Source organism: Streptomyces sp. AK02-01A, from assembly GCF_033795305.1.
Classification (GTDB): Bacteria; Actinomycetota; Actinomycetes; order Streptomycetales; family Streptomycetaceae; genus Streptomyces.
In genome coordinates this window covers 38,480-52,823 of the sequence record NZ_JARBAE010000011.1, presented here as the reverse complement: position 1 = coordinate 52,823, position 14,344 = coordinate 38,480, and the positions used below count along the sequence as shown (strand labels likewise).

At 69.6% G+C, this 14,344-nt stretch carries 12 protein-coding genes; 1 reads left to right on the top strand and 11 read right to left on the bottom strand.

Translation table 11 applies throughout. The annotated features are described in order from the left end of the window. Nucleotides 1-162: 162 nt before the first annotated feature. The 6 genes from PV679_RS13580 to PV679_RS13555 form a co-directional block, all read right to left on the bottom strand. On the bottom strand, nucleotides 163-1,008 hold the full coding sequence (locus PV679_RS13580; RefSeq protein ID WP_319680434.1) for an ABC transporter permease: 846 nt from the start codon (nucleotides 1,006-1,008) through the stop codon (nucleotides 163-165). Continuing rightward, the gene (locus tag PV679_RS13575; protein ID WP_319680433.1) at nucleotides 1,005-1,979 is read right to left on the bottom strand and encodes an ATP-binding cassette domain-containing protein; all 975 of its coding nucleotides are present in this window, start codon (nucleotides 1,977-1,979) and stop codon (nucleotides 1,005-1,007) included. The genes PV679_RS13580 and PV679_RS13575 overlap by 4 nt, the downstream gene beginning before the upstream one ends. Before the next feature lie 29 nt (nucleotides 1,980-2,008). Then, entirely contained in the window at nucleotides 2,009-2,854 is an 846-nt protein-coding gene (locus tag PV679_RS13570; RefSeq protein WP_319680432.1) for a DUF4097 family beta strand repeat-containing protein, read from the bottom strand. Nucleotides 2,855-2,997: 143 nt separating this feature from the next. Beyond that, nucleotides 2,998-3,519: a YlcI/YnfO family protein gene (locus tag PV679_RS13565; RefSeq protein WP_319680431.1), complete on the bottom strand. Its 522-nt coding sequence runs from the start codon at nucleotides 3,517-3,519 to the stop codon at nucleotides 2,998-3,000. 249 nt (nucleotides 3,520-3,768) lie between these two features. After that, nucleotides 3,769-4,092 (bottom strand): hypothetical protein, encoded by a 324-nt coding sequence (locus tag PV679_RS13560; protein WP_319680543.1) that lies wholly within the window; start codon nucleotides 4,090-4,092, stop codon nucleotides 3,769-3,771. Continuing rightward, complete coding sequence (locus PV679_RS13555; protein WP_319680430.1) at nucleotides 4,038-4,973, bottom strand: SPFH domain-containing protein; 936 nt, start codon at nucleotides 4,971-4,973, stop codon at nucleotides 4,038-4,040. Before PV679_RS13555 ends, PV679_RS13560 begins: the two co-directional genes overlap by 55 nt. A 254-nt stretch (nucleotides 4,974-5,227) precedes the next feature. Between PV679_RS13555 and PV679_RS13550 the strand changes: the two genes are divergently transcribed. Beyond that, a complete protein-coding gene (locus tag PV679_RS13550; protein ID WP_319680429.1) occupies nucleotides 5,228-7,468 on the top strand; it encodes a transglycosylase domain-containing protein in 2,241 nt (746 codons plus the stop codon). A gap of 79 nt (nucleotides 7,469-7,547) precedes the next feature. Here PV679_RS13550 and PV679_RS13545 read toward each other — a convergent pair whose 3' ends face one another. The 5 genes from PV679_RS13545 to PV679_RS13525 form a co-directional block, all read right to left on the bottom strand. Then, on the bottom strand, nucleotides 7,548-9,011 hold the full coding sequence (locus PV679_RS13545) for a catalase (RefSeq protein WP_319680428.1): 1,464 nt from the start codon (nucleotides 9,009-9,011) through the stop codon (nucleotides 7,548-7,550). A 144-nt stretch (nucleotides 9,012-9,155) separates the two neighbouring features. Continuing rightward, nucleotides 9,156-11,036 carry a SpoIIE family protein phosphatase gene (locus PV679_RS13540; protein WP_319680427.1) on the bottom strand — a complete coding sequence of 627 codons (1,881 nt, stop codon included), beginning with the start codon at nucleotides 11,034-11,036 and terminating at the stop codon, nucleotides 9,156-9,158. 275 nt (nucleotides 11,037-11,311) lie between these two features. Next, on the bottom strand, nucleotides 11,312-11,986 hold the full coding sequence (locus PV679_RS13535; RefSeq protein WP_319680426.1) for a DUF402 domain-containing protein: 675 nt from the start codon (nucleotides 11,984-11,986) through the stop codon (nucleotides 11,312-11,314). Between the two features lie 95 nt (nucleotides 11,987-12,081). After that, nucleotides 12,082-13,491, bottom strand: coding sequence for a class II fumarate hydratase (locus PV679_RS13530; RefSeq protein ID WP_319680425.1), 1,410 nt, complete (start codon nucleotides 13,489-13,491; stop codon nucleotides 12,082-12,084). Nucleotides 13,492-13,577: 86 nt separating this feature from the next. Next, nucleotides 13,578-14,288 (bottom strand): thioesterase II family protein, encoded by a 711-nt coding sequence (locus PV679_RS13525; RefSeq protein WP_319680424.1) that lies wholly within the window; start codon nucleotides 14,286-14,288, stop codon nucleotides 13,578-13,580. Nucleotides 14,289-14,344: the final 56 nt, after the last annotated feature.

Genomic DNA, 14,344 nt, shown 5'->3' with positions numbered 1-14,344 from the left:
ACGCCCTGGACTGTCGCGGTGGGTCATCCGGACCGGAGGGTCTGTTCGCGGATCCGGCCCGGCTCCGAAGGCGGATCGAACGCGCTGCCGGCGACCCGGCCACACCAGGAGCCGAGGTCGTCATCCGTTCCGCGACATCGTGAACTCCTCGCACCGGAGCGGTCAGCGGGAGTATTCGCGGTTGAACAGCCTTTTGGACCAGAGGTATCCGCCGAGGGCGATGAGGGCGCACCAGGCGAGCGCGATCCACGCGTTGTCGCCGATCGGCTTGTCCATCAGCAGGCCACGCAGGGTTTCGATGATCGGTGTGAACGGCTGGTACTCGGCGAACCAGTGCAGCCCGGCGGGCATGGAGTCGGTGGGGACGAACCCGCTGCCGAGGAAGGGCAGCAGCACCAACGGCATCGGCAGGTTGCTCGCGGTCTCGACGCTCTTGCTCACCTGGCCGAGCGCGACGGCGAGCCAGACGAGCGCGAACGTCACCACCACCAGGAAACCGGCCGTGGCCAGCCACTCAACCGGCCCCGCGGCGGGCCGGAAGCCGACGAGCAGCGCCACGCCGACCACGATCGCCAGGCTCAGCATCGCCTGGATCACGCTGCCGAGGACGTGCCCGGTCAGCACCGAGACGCGGGCGATGTTCATGGTGCGGAACCGGGCGATGATGCCCTCGGTCATGTCCATGGCTATCGAGATCGCGGTCCCCTGGACCGTGGCCGTCACGGTCATCAGGATGATCGCGGGCGCGACGTAGTTGACGTACTCGGCGCGCCCGCCGCCCGCGCCGCTGTTCCCCGACCCGCCGAGCCCGGCGCCCAGCGTGCCACCGAACACATACACGAACAGCAGCAGGAAGATGATCGGCATCCCGACGAGCATCACGGTCATCGACGGGTACCGGAGCATGTGCTTGAGGTTGCGGCGCAGCATCGTCACCGAGTCGCGCAGCGGACGGAAACGGATGCCCGCCGGAGCGGGGCCGGTGAGAGCGTGCGTGGCGGTGCTCATCGGGTGGTCACCTTCTCGTGTGGGAAGTTCTCGTGCTCCGGGTTGCCGGTGAGGGCGAGGAAGACGTCGTCGAGATCGGGCGTGTGCACCGACAGCTCGTCGACCTCGATGGCCTGCTCGTCGAGCCGGTCGATCAGGGTCTTCAGCGAGCGGAGGCTGCCGTCGCTGGGCACCCGCAGCGTGAGCGCGTCGTTGTCGCGCGAGACCTCGCCGAGGCCGCGCACGGCCGTGTCGAGGCCGCGCGGATCGGCGAACCGCAGGCGGACATGCCCACCGGGGATGCGGCGCTTGAGCTCGTCCGGGGTCCCCTCCGCGACCAGTCGGCCGTGGTCGAGGACCCCGATCCGGTCGGCGAGTTCGTCGGCCTCCTCCAGATACTGCGTGGTGAGGAAGATGGTGACGCCCTCGGCCACCAGCTCGCGGACGATCTGCCACATGCCGCGGCGGCTACGAGGGTCCAGGCCGGTGGTCGGTTCGTCGAGGAAGATCACCTGCGGGCTGCCGACCAGGGTCATCGCGAGGTCAAGCCGCCGCCGCATCCCCCCGGAGTAGGTCGAGGCCGGTTTCCGGCCCGCCTCGACCAGGTCGAACTGTTCGAGGAGCCGGCCGGCGCGCCGTCGGCCCTCGGCCCGGGCGAGGTGGAGCAGATCCGCCATCAGGAGCAGGTTCTCCCTGCCGGTGAGCAGGTTGTCCACCGCCGAGAACTGACCGGTGACACCGATCGCGGCGCGCACCGCGTCGGGTTCGGTCGCGAGGTCGTGGCCGGCGACCCGGACATCGCCGGCGTCGGCACTGATCAAAGTGGACAGGATCTTGACCGTGGTGGTCTTTCCGGCGCCGTTCGCGCCGAGCAGCGAGAAGACGCCTCCTCGCGGGACGTGCAGATCGATACCGTCGAGTACGACATGGTCGCCGAACGACTTGCGCAGCCCGGTCACCGCGATCGCCGGCGGGAAGTGGTTGGTGGTCATGGGTTCCCTCTCGAAGGGTCGTGAGCGGATCAGGAGCGGCGGATCGTGATGTCGCCGTGGGAGGTGCGCGCCCGCACCTCGACGGTTTCGTCGGACTCTTCGGGCCGGGTGGCGTTGTCCAGCAGGTTGCGGATGCGTCCGAACCCGGTGTTCACGTCAAGCCGGGCGGCGGTGCCCTCGGCGATGCCGATCTCCAGTTCGCCCATCGCGGTCCCGAGCTCGACCGAGCCACGGGCCACCTCGCCGAGGCGAATGCCGCCGTTGGACGTCTTCGCCTCGACATCCGCGCCGGCCCGGTCGACGGAGATGTCGCCGTTGGCCGAGCGCACCCGTACGTCGCCGCTGACCGCGGCGATGGTGGTGTCGCCGTTGGAGTTCTTGACGACCACGGAGCCCTCGATCTCGCCGATGCTGACCTTCCCGGAGCCGGTGTGGATTTCGGCGTCGCCCGCGACGAGGTCCGCGGTGATGTGACCGGCCGCGGTGTCCACACGCAGCGGGCCGGTTCGCTCAAGCCGGACGTTCCCGGTGGAGGTCTTGAACCCGCACTCTCCGAGCCGGCCCGTACCGCTGAGGTCTCCCACCTGCACCTCGCCGGACACCTGCGAACCGCTGGGCAGGCCGATGGACACATCGACCGACCTGGTCTTGCGGGAGAAGTCGAAAACGCGCGCCATCGGCCCTGTGACCTGCAACAGGCCATTCGTGTACGCGACGTGGATCTGCTGTGCGGCCTTCACGTCGGATTCGTCGGCCTTGTCGCTCGGGCGCACCTCGACGGTGGTGTCGGTGCGGTCGCTCGCGGTGATCCGCACATTGCCGACGCCGAGCTTGAGCGTGACGGAAATCGGTTCGGGTGTCTCGAAACTGGGCATGGCTGTCCCCTCATCATGGGTAGGTGATGCGTCCCCGCAGGTCGGGGCGTGTGGTGTGGTGTGGTGGAAAGCGGTACCGGTGCGGCTCAGGGCTGTCCGCCGTAGCTGTCGTCGCGCGCCCGCCGGGGATTACGGGACAGCCCTCAGCGCACCCAGCCGGTGAGGCGCTGCTGGGTCCGTTTGCCGCCGCCGCGCTGCTCGGGGCGCTGGTCGCGGTCGGAGCGCTGCACGGCGGCCGAGGCCGCACGGACCAGCCACGCGTTGACCGAGCGTCCCTCCTTGGCGGCGGCCTCCTCGACCGCGGCCTTGAGCTGCTCCGGGAGGCGCACATTGATCCGCGCGCTCGGACCGTCCTCGGCGATCAGTGCGCCGCCGTCCGCCGTCACCGGATCGTCCTCGGCCGCGTCCTCGACCGGCTCGGCGGGCGGTGCGGTCACGACGAAGTCCGGATCGCGACCGCGCAGGCGCAGCTCCACCGAACCCGGGGCCAGGTCCCGGGTGATCTCGTCCGTGGCGGCGGACAGCGCGTCCAGCAGGGTCATCCGGATCGCCGACTCAAGTGACCCGGTCAGGCGCTCGACCAACGCACGGGCCTCGTCACCGCCGACTTCGGCGAGCGTGGCGAATTCACGTCCGAGGTTGCCCACATACGAGTTCAAGTCCATGGCGCCACAATGGCACGGCAATGGGCGCCAGCGCAAGCCATAGTGGCTCAGTTAAGTGCCAATGTGGCACAGCCTGGTGTCTCTCGGCTGAAAGGTGCTGGTCAGGAGCGGATGAGGCGGGAGGTGTCGGGTCGATCGGTGATGTCTGCGCGCACCGGGGAGCGCGGTGCGCCGCGCTGCCGCTCCACCGGCTCCTCCCGGCCCGGCACCTCGGCCGGGTGGACGGCGCCGGTGCCGGGAGGTGCCGGCTCACTCCTCGCCGGTCGCGCTCCCGGGATCCGTGGCCGCCGGGCCGGCTGTGTCCACCGGGCCCGGAGCCGGCCGCTGCGCGGCCTTCGGCGGCCGGCCCCGGCGCGGGATCGGTGCCGCGCCGCCGGGAAGCCGGCCCGCCTCCGCCAGGGCCCGGCGGAGCAGGAACTCGATCTGCGCGTTGGTGCTGCGCAGCTCGTCGGACGCCCAGCGGGCCAGAGCGTCGTACACCGCCGGGTCCAGTCGCAGGAGGGCCTGCTTGCGTTCGGTCACTGGTAGAGAGTGCCTGTGTTCACGACCGGCTGTGCGGCCCGGTCCCCGCAGAGCACGACCAGCAGATTGCTGACCATCGCGGCCTTGCGCTCCGCGTCCAGCTCGACGATGTCCTGCTCCGTGAGGCGGGTGAGCGCGGCCTCGACCATGCCGACCGCGCCGTCCACGATCAGCCGGCGGGCCGCGACGACGGCGCCCGCCTGCTGGCGCTGGAGCATCGCGGAAGCGATCTCCGGGGCGTAGGCGAGATGGGTGAAGCGGGACTCGATGATGTGGACGCCGGCCGCCTCGACCCGCGCGTGCAGCTCGACGGCGAGCTTCTCGGTGATCTCCTCGGCGTTGCCGCGCAGCGACAGGCCGTCCTCGTCGTGCGCGTCGTACGGGTATTCGATGGCGATATGGCGGACGGCCGCCTCGGTCTGAGTGGAGACGAACTCCAGGAAGTCGTCCACCTCGAAGGTCGCCTGCGCGGTGTCCTCGACCTTCCAGACCACGACCGCGGCCAGCTCGATCGGATTGCCGTAGGCGTCGTTGACCTTGAGGACCGCCGTCTCGTGGTTCCGGACCCGGGTCGAGATCTTGCTGCGCGAGGTGAGCGGATTCACCCAGCGCAGGCCGTCGGTACGGATCGTGCCGCGATAGCGGCCGAAGAGCTGGACGACCCGCGCCTCGCCCGGCGCGACCATGTTCAGTCCGCACATCGCGAAGAACGCGGCTATGCCCGTCAGCACGCCGACCACGATCAGCGCCGCCTTCGGTCCGGCCGAGTCGAGCGTGGCACCGAAGACGATCAGGCCGGTGCCGACGATCAGACCGAACAGTCCGAACAGCAGTGCGAGGCCACCGCCGATGCTGTGGGCGGAGAATTCCCGGACCTGTGGCGCGGGCATCTCGGGCAGGTCGTCGGGTGTGACGGTGCTGGTGGAGGCCATGTTCGTTCCCCGTTTCTCTCACTCTTCCGCCATCCGGCGGTAGCTATCATTGTGCTAGCACATTAATGGTCTTCACAACCCTCTGGCGGTCTGGTGAGTCGGTTCCATGGGAACGGGTGCTGATTGTCACGCCCCAAAAGGCAGGAAACAGTGCTCTTTGTCATAGCGAGCGGTGTTAGCTTTCTGAGCTGATTCCGGTGGGTGAGAGCTGCGAGAGTCCTGACGACGAGATCTGAGAGCGGAGCGACACGGCGATGGGCCGAGCTGAAGCCAGACGGGCCCGGCAGCGCGCGACGCGCCGGGTGACGAACGCGGGCGGCATACGCCGCCTGTTCACACCGAAGAAACTGCTCGGCACCTTCTTCGGGCTCTGCCTGCTCGCCATGGGCGCGTTCGTCGTGATCTATGTGCTGGTTCCGGTGCCGAACGCCAACGCGCAGGCCGAGATGCAGAGCAATGTCTACAAGTACAGCGACGGGAAGATCCTGGCCCGTACCGGCGAGGTCAACCGCGAGATAGTCGGGCTGGAGCAGATTCCCAGGGACGTCCAGCGAACCTTTGTCGCGGCCGAGAACAAGACCTTCTACAAGGACTCCGGCGTAGACCTCAAGGGCACCGCGCGCGGCCTGATGAACACGCTCTCCGGCAAGGGCAAGCAGGGTGGTTCGACCATCACCCAGCAGTACGTCAAGAACTACTACCTGGAGCAGGACCAGACGGTCACCCGCAAGCTCAAGGAGCTGGTGATCTCGCTGAAGGTGGACCAGAAGAAGAGCAAGAACGAGATCCTCGCCGGTTACATCAACACCAGCTACTACGGGCGCAACGCGTACGGCATCCAGGCCGCCGCCCAGGCGTACTACGGAATCGACGCCGGCGAGCTGAATGTCGCGCAGGGCGCCTATCTCGCCGCTCTCCTCCAGGCCCCGAGCCAGTACGACTGGGCCGTCGCCACCGACACCGGCAAGCGGCTGGTCACCGAGCGCTGGAACTACGTCCTGGACAACATGGTCGGCGAGCACTGGCTGGACGCCTCGGTCCGCCAGGGCCTGAAGTTCCCCGTACCGCACGAGCCGAAGGCCGCACCCGGCATGGAGGGCCAGACCGGCTATCTCGTCGAGGCCGCCAATGACGAACTGGCCCGGCAGGGCGTCGACAAGGCGGACATCGACGCCGGCGGCTGGACGATCACCCTCAACATCGACGAGAAGCGGCAGAAGGCGCTTGTCGACTCGGTCGACAAGCAGCTCGAAAGCAAGATCGACCGCGAGAAGAACAAGACGGACGCCACGGTGCAGGCCGGCGCCACCTCCGTCGACCCGAAGACCGGGCGGGTGGTCGCGCTCTACGGTGGTGTGGGCGCCACCGAGCACTGGATCTCCAACGCCACCCGCACCGACTACCAGCCCGCCTCGACCTTCAAGCCGGTCGTCCTCACCTCCGCGCTGGAGAACGGCTCCGAGACCCAGGACGGCCGGAAGATCGACATCGGCACCACGTACGACGGCACGAGCAAGCGGCCGGTCGAGGGCAGTGACACTCCCTTCGCTCCGGAGAACGAGGACGACCAGGACTACGGCACCGTCGACGTACGGACCGCGATGGAGGACTCGATCAACTCCGTCTTCGCGCAGATGGTCGTGGACGTCGGTCCCGGCACGGTCAAGCGGACCGCGCTCGACCTCGGGATGCGGGACAAGAACTTCCCCGAGCGTCCCGCGATCACGCTCGGCACGATGAACGCCTCCACCTGGGACATGGCGGGCGTCTACGCGACCCTCGACCATCACGGCCGGAAGGTCACACCGGCCATCGTGAAGTCCGCCGAGCACAAGGACCGTACGGTCAAGCTGCCCGATCCGGTGGGCAAGCAGGTGATCAGCCGGGAGACGGCCGACACCGTGACCCATGTGCTCCAGAGCGTCGTCGACAACGGTTCGGGCTTCGAGGCCGACACTCCGGACTACGACGCGGCGGGCAAGACCGGTACGTCGGAGAACAACAAGTCGGCGTGGTTCGCCGCCTACACTCCGCAGCTCACCACGGTGGTCGCGCTGTTCGGCGAGTCGCCCGAGGAAGGCGGCGGACAGGTCACTCTGACCGGTACCGCCAACTCCGGCCGCGCCAACGGCGGCGGCTTCCCCGCCAGGATCTGGGCGAACTACACGCTGGCCGCGCTGAACGGCGGCTCCGACGCGAAGTTCGACCTGGAGTACACGGAGCCCGTACCCGACAGGCCCACGGCGCCCCCGGTCGAGACCGCTCCCGAGCGGACGCCGAGCGAGGAGCCGTCAGAGACCGCGCCGCCGCCGCAGGAGCCCGACCCGGCCGACCCGAGCGAGAGCGTCCCCGTGCCGCCCGAGGAGACGCCGCCGCCCACCGTCCCGACCGATCCCGGCGGCGACCCGGGCGGCCCGGGCGGCCCGGAGAGCGGCGGCCCGACGGAGGCTCCCGGTCCTCCCGACGGACTCCTGAGACTGCCCGCCGGCCGGTGACGGCGCACCCGCGGTGAGAAAGCGGCGGCCCCGGCGGACGCGCTCGCGTCCGGCGGGGCCGCCGCTACCCGGTCCGGAGTCAGCCGCCGTTCGCCTTCTTGGCGATACGGTCGCCGATCTCCTTGTCGATATTGCGCCAGTACTGGAGCGCCCGCTCCAGCACCGGCCGGGTCACGCCCTGCGCCAGGTGGCCGGCGACGTTCGACACCAGACGGTCGCGCTGCGCGTCGTCCAGCACCTCGCGGACCTGCGTGCCCGCCTGGCCCCAGTCGTCGTCCTCGCGGTGCAGCCTGGTCGCCTCGCGCACCATCTCGCCCGCCGCCGACCAGCCCGCCGGGTCGCCGAAGCGCTCCGTGTCGGCCGCGGGACCGCCGTACGAGTTCGGCGCGTACGGCATGGCCGTGTTGGACGCCTCGTACCGCATCGGTCCGTCCTTCGCGTACGAGTTCACCCGCGTACGCGCCCGGTTCGGCGGAAGCTGGGTGTAGTTCGGACCGATCCGGTAGCGGTGTGTGTCCGGATACGAGAAGAGCCGGCCGAGCAGCATCTTGTCCGGCGACGGGCCGATGCCCGGCACCAGGTTCGAGGGCTCGAAGGCGGCCTGCTCGATATGGATGAAGAAGTTGTCCGGGTTCTCGTTGAGGGTCATCCGGCCGACATCGATCAGCGGGTAGTCGCTGTGCGGCCACACCTTGGTCAGGTCGAACGGATTGAAGCGGTAGTCGGCCGCGTCCTCGAACGGCATGATCTGGACCTTCAGGCTCCAGGTCGGCGCGTTCCCGGACAGGATCGACTCGTACAGGTCCCGGCGGTGGTGGTCACCGTCCGAGCCGGCCATCTCGTCGGCATCGGCCTGAGTGAGGAAGTCGATGCCCTGATCGGTCTTGAAGTGGTACTTCACCCAGAACCGCTCACCGGCGCCGTTCACCCACATATACGTGTGCGAGCTGTAGCCGTTCATATGGCGGAAGGACTTCGGGATGCCCCGGTCGCCCATCAGCCATGTCACCTGGTGCGCGGATTCGGGTGACAGGGTCCAGAAGTCCCACTGCATGTCGTTGTTGCGCAGCCCGGTGGCCGGGTGGCGCTTCTGCGAGCGGATGAAGTCCTGGAACTTCATCGGGTCGCGTACGAAGAAGACCGGCGTGTTGTTGCCGACCATGTCGTAGTTGCCGTGTTCCGTGTAGAACTTCAGCGCGAAGCCTCGGGGGTCGCGCCAGGTGTCCGGAGAGCCGAGCTCACCGGCGACGGTGGAGAAACGCGCCAGCATGTCCGTGCGTTTGCCCGGCTGGAAAAGGTCGGCCTTGGTGAACTGGCTGACGTCATTTGTCACTTCGAAGAAGCCATAAGCGCCTGCTCCCTTGGCGTGGACCACTCGCTCGGGGACCCGTTCGCGGTTGAACTGGGCCATTTTCTCGATGAGATAGTGGTCCTGCATCAGGATCGGGCCGTCGGAACTGATGGTGAGCGAGTGTTCGTCGCTCTCCACCGGGATGCCGACGTTGTTCGTCGTGTAAGGAGTCCTGGGGGGTGACTCAGTCACGAGCGTCCTCCCGTCGATAGAAGGCCCGGGAAACCGGGGCGACCCGGGGAATGGCAGCGGTCAAGTGGCCGCCTGCCCCAGTCAACCTCCACGACACCTTGTCGGCAACATCTGGATCAGGTCCAGACCTGGTCCCGGTACGGTCTACGTCCTGGTGGGAAGCTCGAACCAGACCACCTTGCCGGTGGACAGCCGGGTCGCTCCCCACCGCCGCGCCAGCCGGTTGACCAGGAACAGTCCCCGACCGCCCTCGTCCGTCTCACGGGCGCGCCGCTGCCTGGGCAACTGCGGCGAGTCGTCGCCGACCTCGCAGCGCAGTACGTCCGTACGGAGCAGCCGCAGCGTCACCGGGCGCTCCGCGTACCGCACGGCGTTGGTCACGACCTCGCTGATCAGCAGCTCGACCGAGTCGCTCAGCTCCTCCAGGTCCCAGCGCGCCAGCGCCCGCCGGGCCAGCCGCCTGGCCCGGCCCGGAGCGGCGTCCTCCGGCTCCAGGAACCAGTACGCGACATCGCTCGGCGCGATCCCGTCGAAACGGGCCGCGAGCAGCGCGATGTCGTCGTCCCTGTCGCCGGGACCCAGGACGTCGAGGACGTCGTCGCAGAGCGCCTCCAGCGGCGGTGAATGATCCGGCCCGGTGAGCTGCGCGGTCGCCGCGAGGCGCTCCCGGAGCTGCTCGATGCCCGTCCACACGTCGCGCAGCCGCGACTCGACGAGCCCGTCCGTGTACAGCAGGAGCGTCGCTCCGGCGGGCGCGTCCAGCTCGACGGCCTCGAAGTCCACGCCACCGACGCCGATCGGTGCGCCCGGCGGCACCCGGAGGACCTCGGCCCGGCCTCCCAGGTGCAGAAGTATGGGCGGCGGATGGCCGGCGTTGGCGATGGTGATCCGGTGCGAGACCGGGTCGTACACCGCGTACAGACAGGTCGCCATCCGGTCCGTGCCGAGGCGCTGGGCCTGTTCGTCGAGATGGTGCAGCACCTCCTGCGGCGGCAGATCCAGCCCCGCGAGGGTCTGCGCGGTCGTCCGGAGCTGGCCCATGATCGCCGCGGAGGTCATGGAGTGGCCCATGACATCGCCCACGACCAGCGCGACCCGGCTGCCCGGCAGCGGGATCGCGTCGTACCAGTCGCCGCCGACCCGGGCGGTCTCGGCCGCCGGCAGATAGCGGGAGGCGAGCCGCACCCCTGTCGGCTGCGGGAGGTTCTCCGGCAGCATCGTGCGCTGGAGCTCGTCGGCGATGTACGCCTCACGTCCGTACAGCACCGCCTTGTCGATTCCCAGCGCCGTATGGGTCGCGAGCTGCGCCGCGACCAGCAGATCGTTCGGCTCGAAGGCCGCGCGGTCCGGCCTGCGCAGAAAGACGGCCGCGCCGATGACCCGTCGCCGTCCGCGCAGCGGCGCGAGAATCGCGCGATGCCCGCTCGGCACGGCGCGGTCGGCGCCCAGCAGCTCCGGCAGTGCGGCGCGGGCCGCGGCCGAATCGCCGAAGACGGGGCGCACACCACGCAGCACCTCGGAGAGCGCGCCGCCCGAGAGCACCTCGCACAGCTCGGACGCCGGCATCACCTCGGACTGCGGATCGAGGAGCGGCAGCAGGGCCGCCGGGGCGATCTGCGACGGGATACCGCCCGGGCCGGTGACGTGCTCGGGATCCTCGTCGGTCAGCCGGAGCCGGTCGGTGCGCCGCAGGCGCAGTACGAAGGGAGCCACCGGCCGTTCGTCGCCGACCGGCAGCGGATCGCGCAGATAGACGAGGATGGCGTCGGAGAACGTCGGCACGGTCGCCCGGCACAGCCCGAGCACGATCTCGTCCAGATCTATGCCGCGGGCGATGCGCCGGGTGGCGGCTCCCACGAAGCGCAGCCGGTCGCCCTCGCGCCGCGCGGTCAGCGCGGGATCGGGCGTGGGCACCGCCGACTGCGGGACGGCGGAGGCGCCCGCCTCCTGCCGCGGCCGTGTGCGTTCCTGAGACCGGGCAACCAGGGGCTGCCGGCCTTCGTGGGAGGTGGGATGCTCCGTCACGCGTGGGGTTCCGTCCGTCCGGGCCGGTGGTGCGATGCGATCGCGTCGAAGGAGCGGCTGCCGTCCCGCACGGCTCCACCCCCTCGGAAAGTGACTCACGTTCGTAGTGACTAACGGTGTGACGTGTGTGTGACTTGCGGTCAGGTCCGGTGCCGCGCTGCCCCGTTGACCGGGAGCGGCCTTCCGGAGGACGATCCTACGTTTGAACCCCGGGGGTACATCAAGGGTCTCATGACGTCGGTGACGGTGCCCCCGCGATCACGGCGTCGGCCGGTTCATCCGGCCGGAACCCCGGAGCGGCCCGGTGCCCGGTCCCAGCCGTCCGGCAGTTCCGGCACCGTCCAGCGCGGATCGGGCCGCCAGTGCTCCCAGCCGTCACGGAACGGCGAGCCCCAGGAGGTGACCACGTCGATCGCCGCGCGGCCGGCCTCCCTGACCTGCCGCGCCTGCTCCCGCTCCATCAGTCCGTCGTGCTGCGCCTGGGCGAACTCGTCCTCGTCGCGCCACCGCCAGCTCCGGTCCGGGAAGACGTCGATGTCGAGGAAGTGGTCCTGCGAGTCGATGCCGCCGGACCAGCGGGTGCGGGGCTCCTCCAGATTCACGTACCAGTTCTGGAAGCGCCAGCCGCGCTCCCACCACAGCCATACCGACCAGGGCTCGCCGGGCCGCGCCAGCTTCAGCACACCCATGCCGTACCACCGGTCGCGCACCACCGTGCGCGGCTTGGTGTAGCGGCTGGCCAGCGGTTCGCGGTGGACCGGCGTGCCGTCCGCGAGGACCGGCTTCACACACGGTGTGTCCGGCGCCAGCCAGGCCGCGAGCAGCTCGTCGGTGTCCTGTACGACCGTGACGGGACGGCAGATGTGCACACGGTCACCGGCGTTCTCCCGGTACCGCCACAGGATCTGTGTGCCGGGCGTCCAGTGCCCGTCGGCTGCCGTCTCTGTCATGCGCAGATCCTAGGCCCTGGAGCCGGACGGCGTCGGCGGGGCCGGCGACGCGGCCGGGAGGCCCGGTCGCCGGACGCCGCCGTGCCGGTGACTGTTCACGGCCGTGTCATACGCAGTACGTCCAGCGCCTCGTCGAGCTGTTCCAGAGTGAGATCGCCGCGCTCCACGTAGCCGGAGGCCAGGACCACCTCGCGGATCGTCCTGCGCTCGGCGAGGGACTTCTTGGCGACCTTCGCGGCCTCCTCGTAGCCGATGTACTTGTTCAGCGGAGTGACGACGGACGGCGACGACTCGGCGTACTCACGGGCCCGCTCGACATGGGCCGTGACACCGTCGACCGTACGGTCCGCGAGCAGCCGCGAGACATTGGCGAGCAGCCGTACGGACTCCAGGAGGTTCTTGGCGATCACCGGGAGCATGACATTCAGCTCGAAGTTCCCGGCGGCGCCGGCCGCGGCGACCGTGGCGTCATTGCCGGTGACCTGCGCGGCGACCATCAGCACGGCCTCCGGAATCACCGGATTGACCTTGCCGGGCATGATGGAGGAGCCCGGCTGGAGATCGGGAAGACTGATCTCCGCGAGCCCGGTGCGCGGGCCCGAGGCCATCCAGCGCAGATCGTTGGAGATCTTGGTCAACGAGACGGCGAGGGTACGGAGCTGTCCGGAGGTCTCCACCAGGCCGTCGCGGGCGCCCTGCGCCTCGAAGTGATTGCGGGCCTCGGTCAGCGGCAGCCCGGTCGTGCGGGCGACCTCGGCGATGACGGCGGCGGAGAAGCCCGGCGGAGTGTTGATGCCGGTGCCCACCGCCGTACCGCCGAGAGGAAGCTCGGCGAGGCGCGGGAGTGAGGCGGTCAGCCGCTCCACGGCGTACCGGATCTGCGCGGCATAGCCGCCGAACTCCTGCCCCAGCGTGACGGGAGTGGCGTCCATGAGATGCGTACGACCGGACTTCACGACCTCGCGGAACTCCTCGGCCTTGCGCTCCAGCGAGGCGGCGAGATGGTCCAGCGCCGGCATCAGCTCGCCGGTGACGGCCGCGGTGGCGGCGATATGGATGCTCGAAGGGAAGACGTCGTTGGAGCTCTGCGAGGCGTTGACATGGTCGTTCGGATGGACATCCCGGCCGAGGCGCTCGGTGGCGAGCGTGGCGAGCACCTCATTGGTGTTCATGTTGGAGGACGTGCCCGAGCCGGTCTGGAAGACATCCACCGGGAAGTGCTCGTCCCAGCGGCCCTCCGCGACCTCGGCGGCGGCCTCCTGGATGGCCTCGGCGACGTCCTCGCCGATCACACCGAGATCGGCGTTGACCTTGGCGGCGGCGGCCTTGATCCGGGCCAGCGCCTCGATGTGCGCGCGTTCGAGCCGCTGTCCCGAAATCGGGAAGTTCTCCACGGCGCGCTGGGTCTGGGCCCGCCACTTGGCGTGCGCCGGGACCCGTACCTCGCCCATCGAGTCGTGCTCGGTCCGGTACTCCGCCGGGTCCTGTGTGTCCTGTGCGTCCATCGCGTATGACCTCCTGGAAGGCTGAGCAGCGCTCCTGACCTGTGTATTCCCCGTCCTGCGCCGGCCGGGCCCGGCGTCCGGCGGCATCACTCCCGCGCGGACCGCAGCCCGTCGGCGATCACTTCGAGGAGGGCGCGCGGCTCCCGGGTCAGATACATGTGCCCGCCGTCCAGCTCGGCGGTGGTCAGCTTTCCGGTGGTCGCGTCCGCCCACTGGGCCGCCTCGACCGCGCTGACCAGCGTGTCCGTACGGCCTCTGACCGAGGTGACGGGTCCGGACAGCGGACGGTCCGACAGCGGGCGGTAGGTCTCGTGGAGCTGTACGTCGGCCCGGAGCGACGGCAGCAGCAGCTCCCGCATCTCGGGATCCTCCAGCGCCGGGTGCGCGTATCCGGCGAAGGACCGCACCCGCGCGACGAACTCGTCGTCGGGCAGCCCGCCGGCCCGGTCGGCCCGCACCGTCCAGGGTCCCGGAGAGCCGCTGACGAACAGAGCGTCAAGACGCACCGCGCGGTCCTGTTCGAGGCGGTGCGCCAGCTCGTACGCGAGGACCGCGCCCATGCTGTGCCCGAACAGCGCCACCCGTGTCCCGGCCTCCAGTGCCTCGGTCACCTGGCCGTACGCGTCCTCGACGGCCGGAGCCGCGGTCGTGTGGGCCGGTTCGGCGAAGCGCTTCTCGCGTCCCGGCAACCGCACGGGCAGGACGCGCATCCAGGCAGGTGCGTAGGCCGTCCAGGGGGTGAAGAACGACGGACCCGCGCCGGCGAACGGCAGACAGATCAGGACGGTCTCTTCCACGGCGGATGTCTCTCCGATTCGTTGTGCGACAAGGATGGACGGCGGCGGGAGCGGAC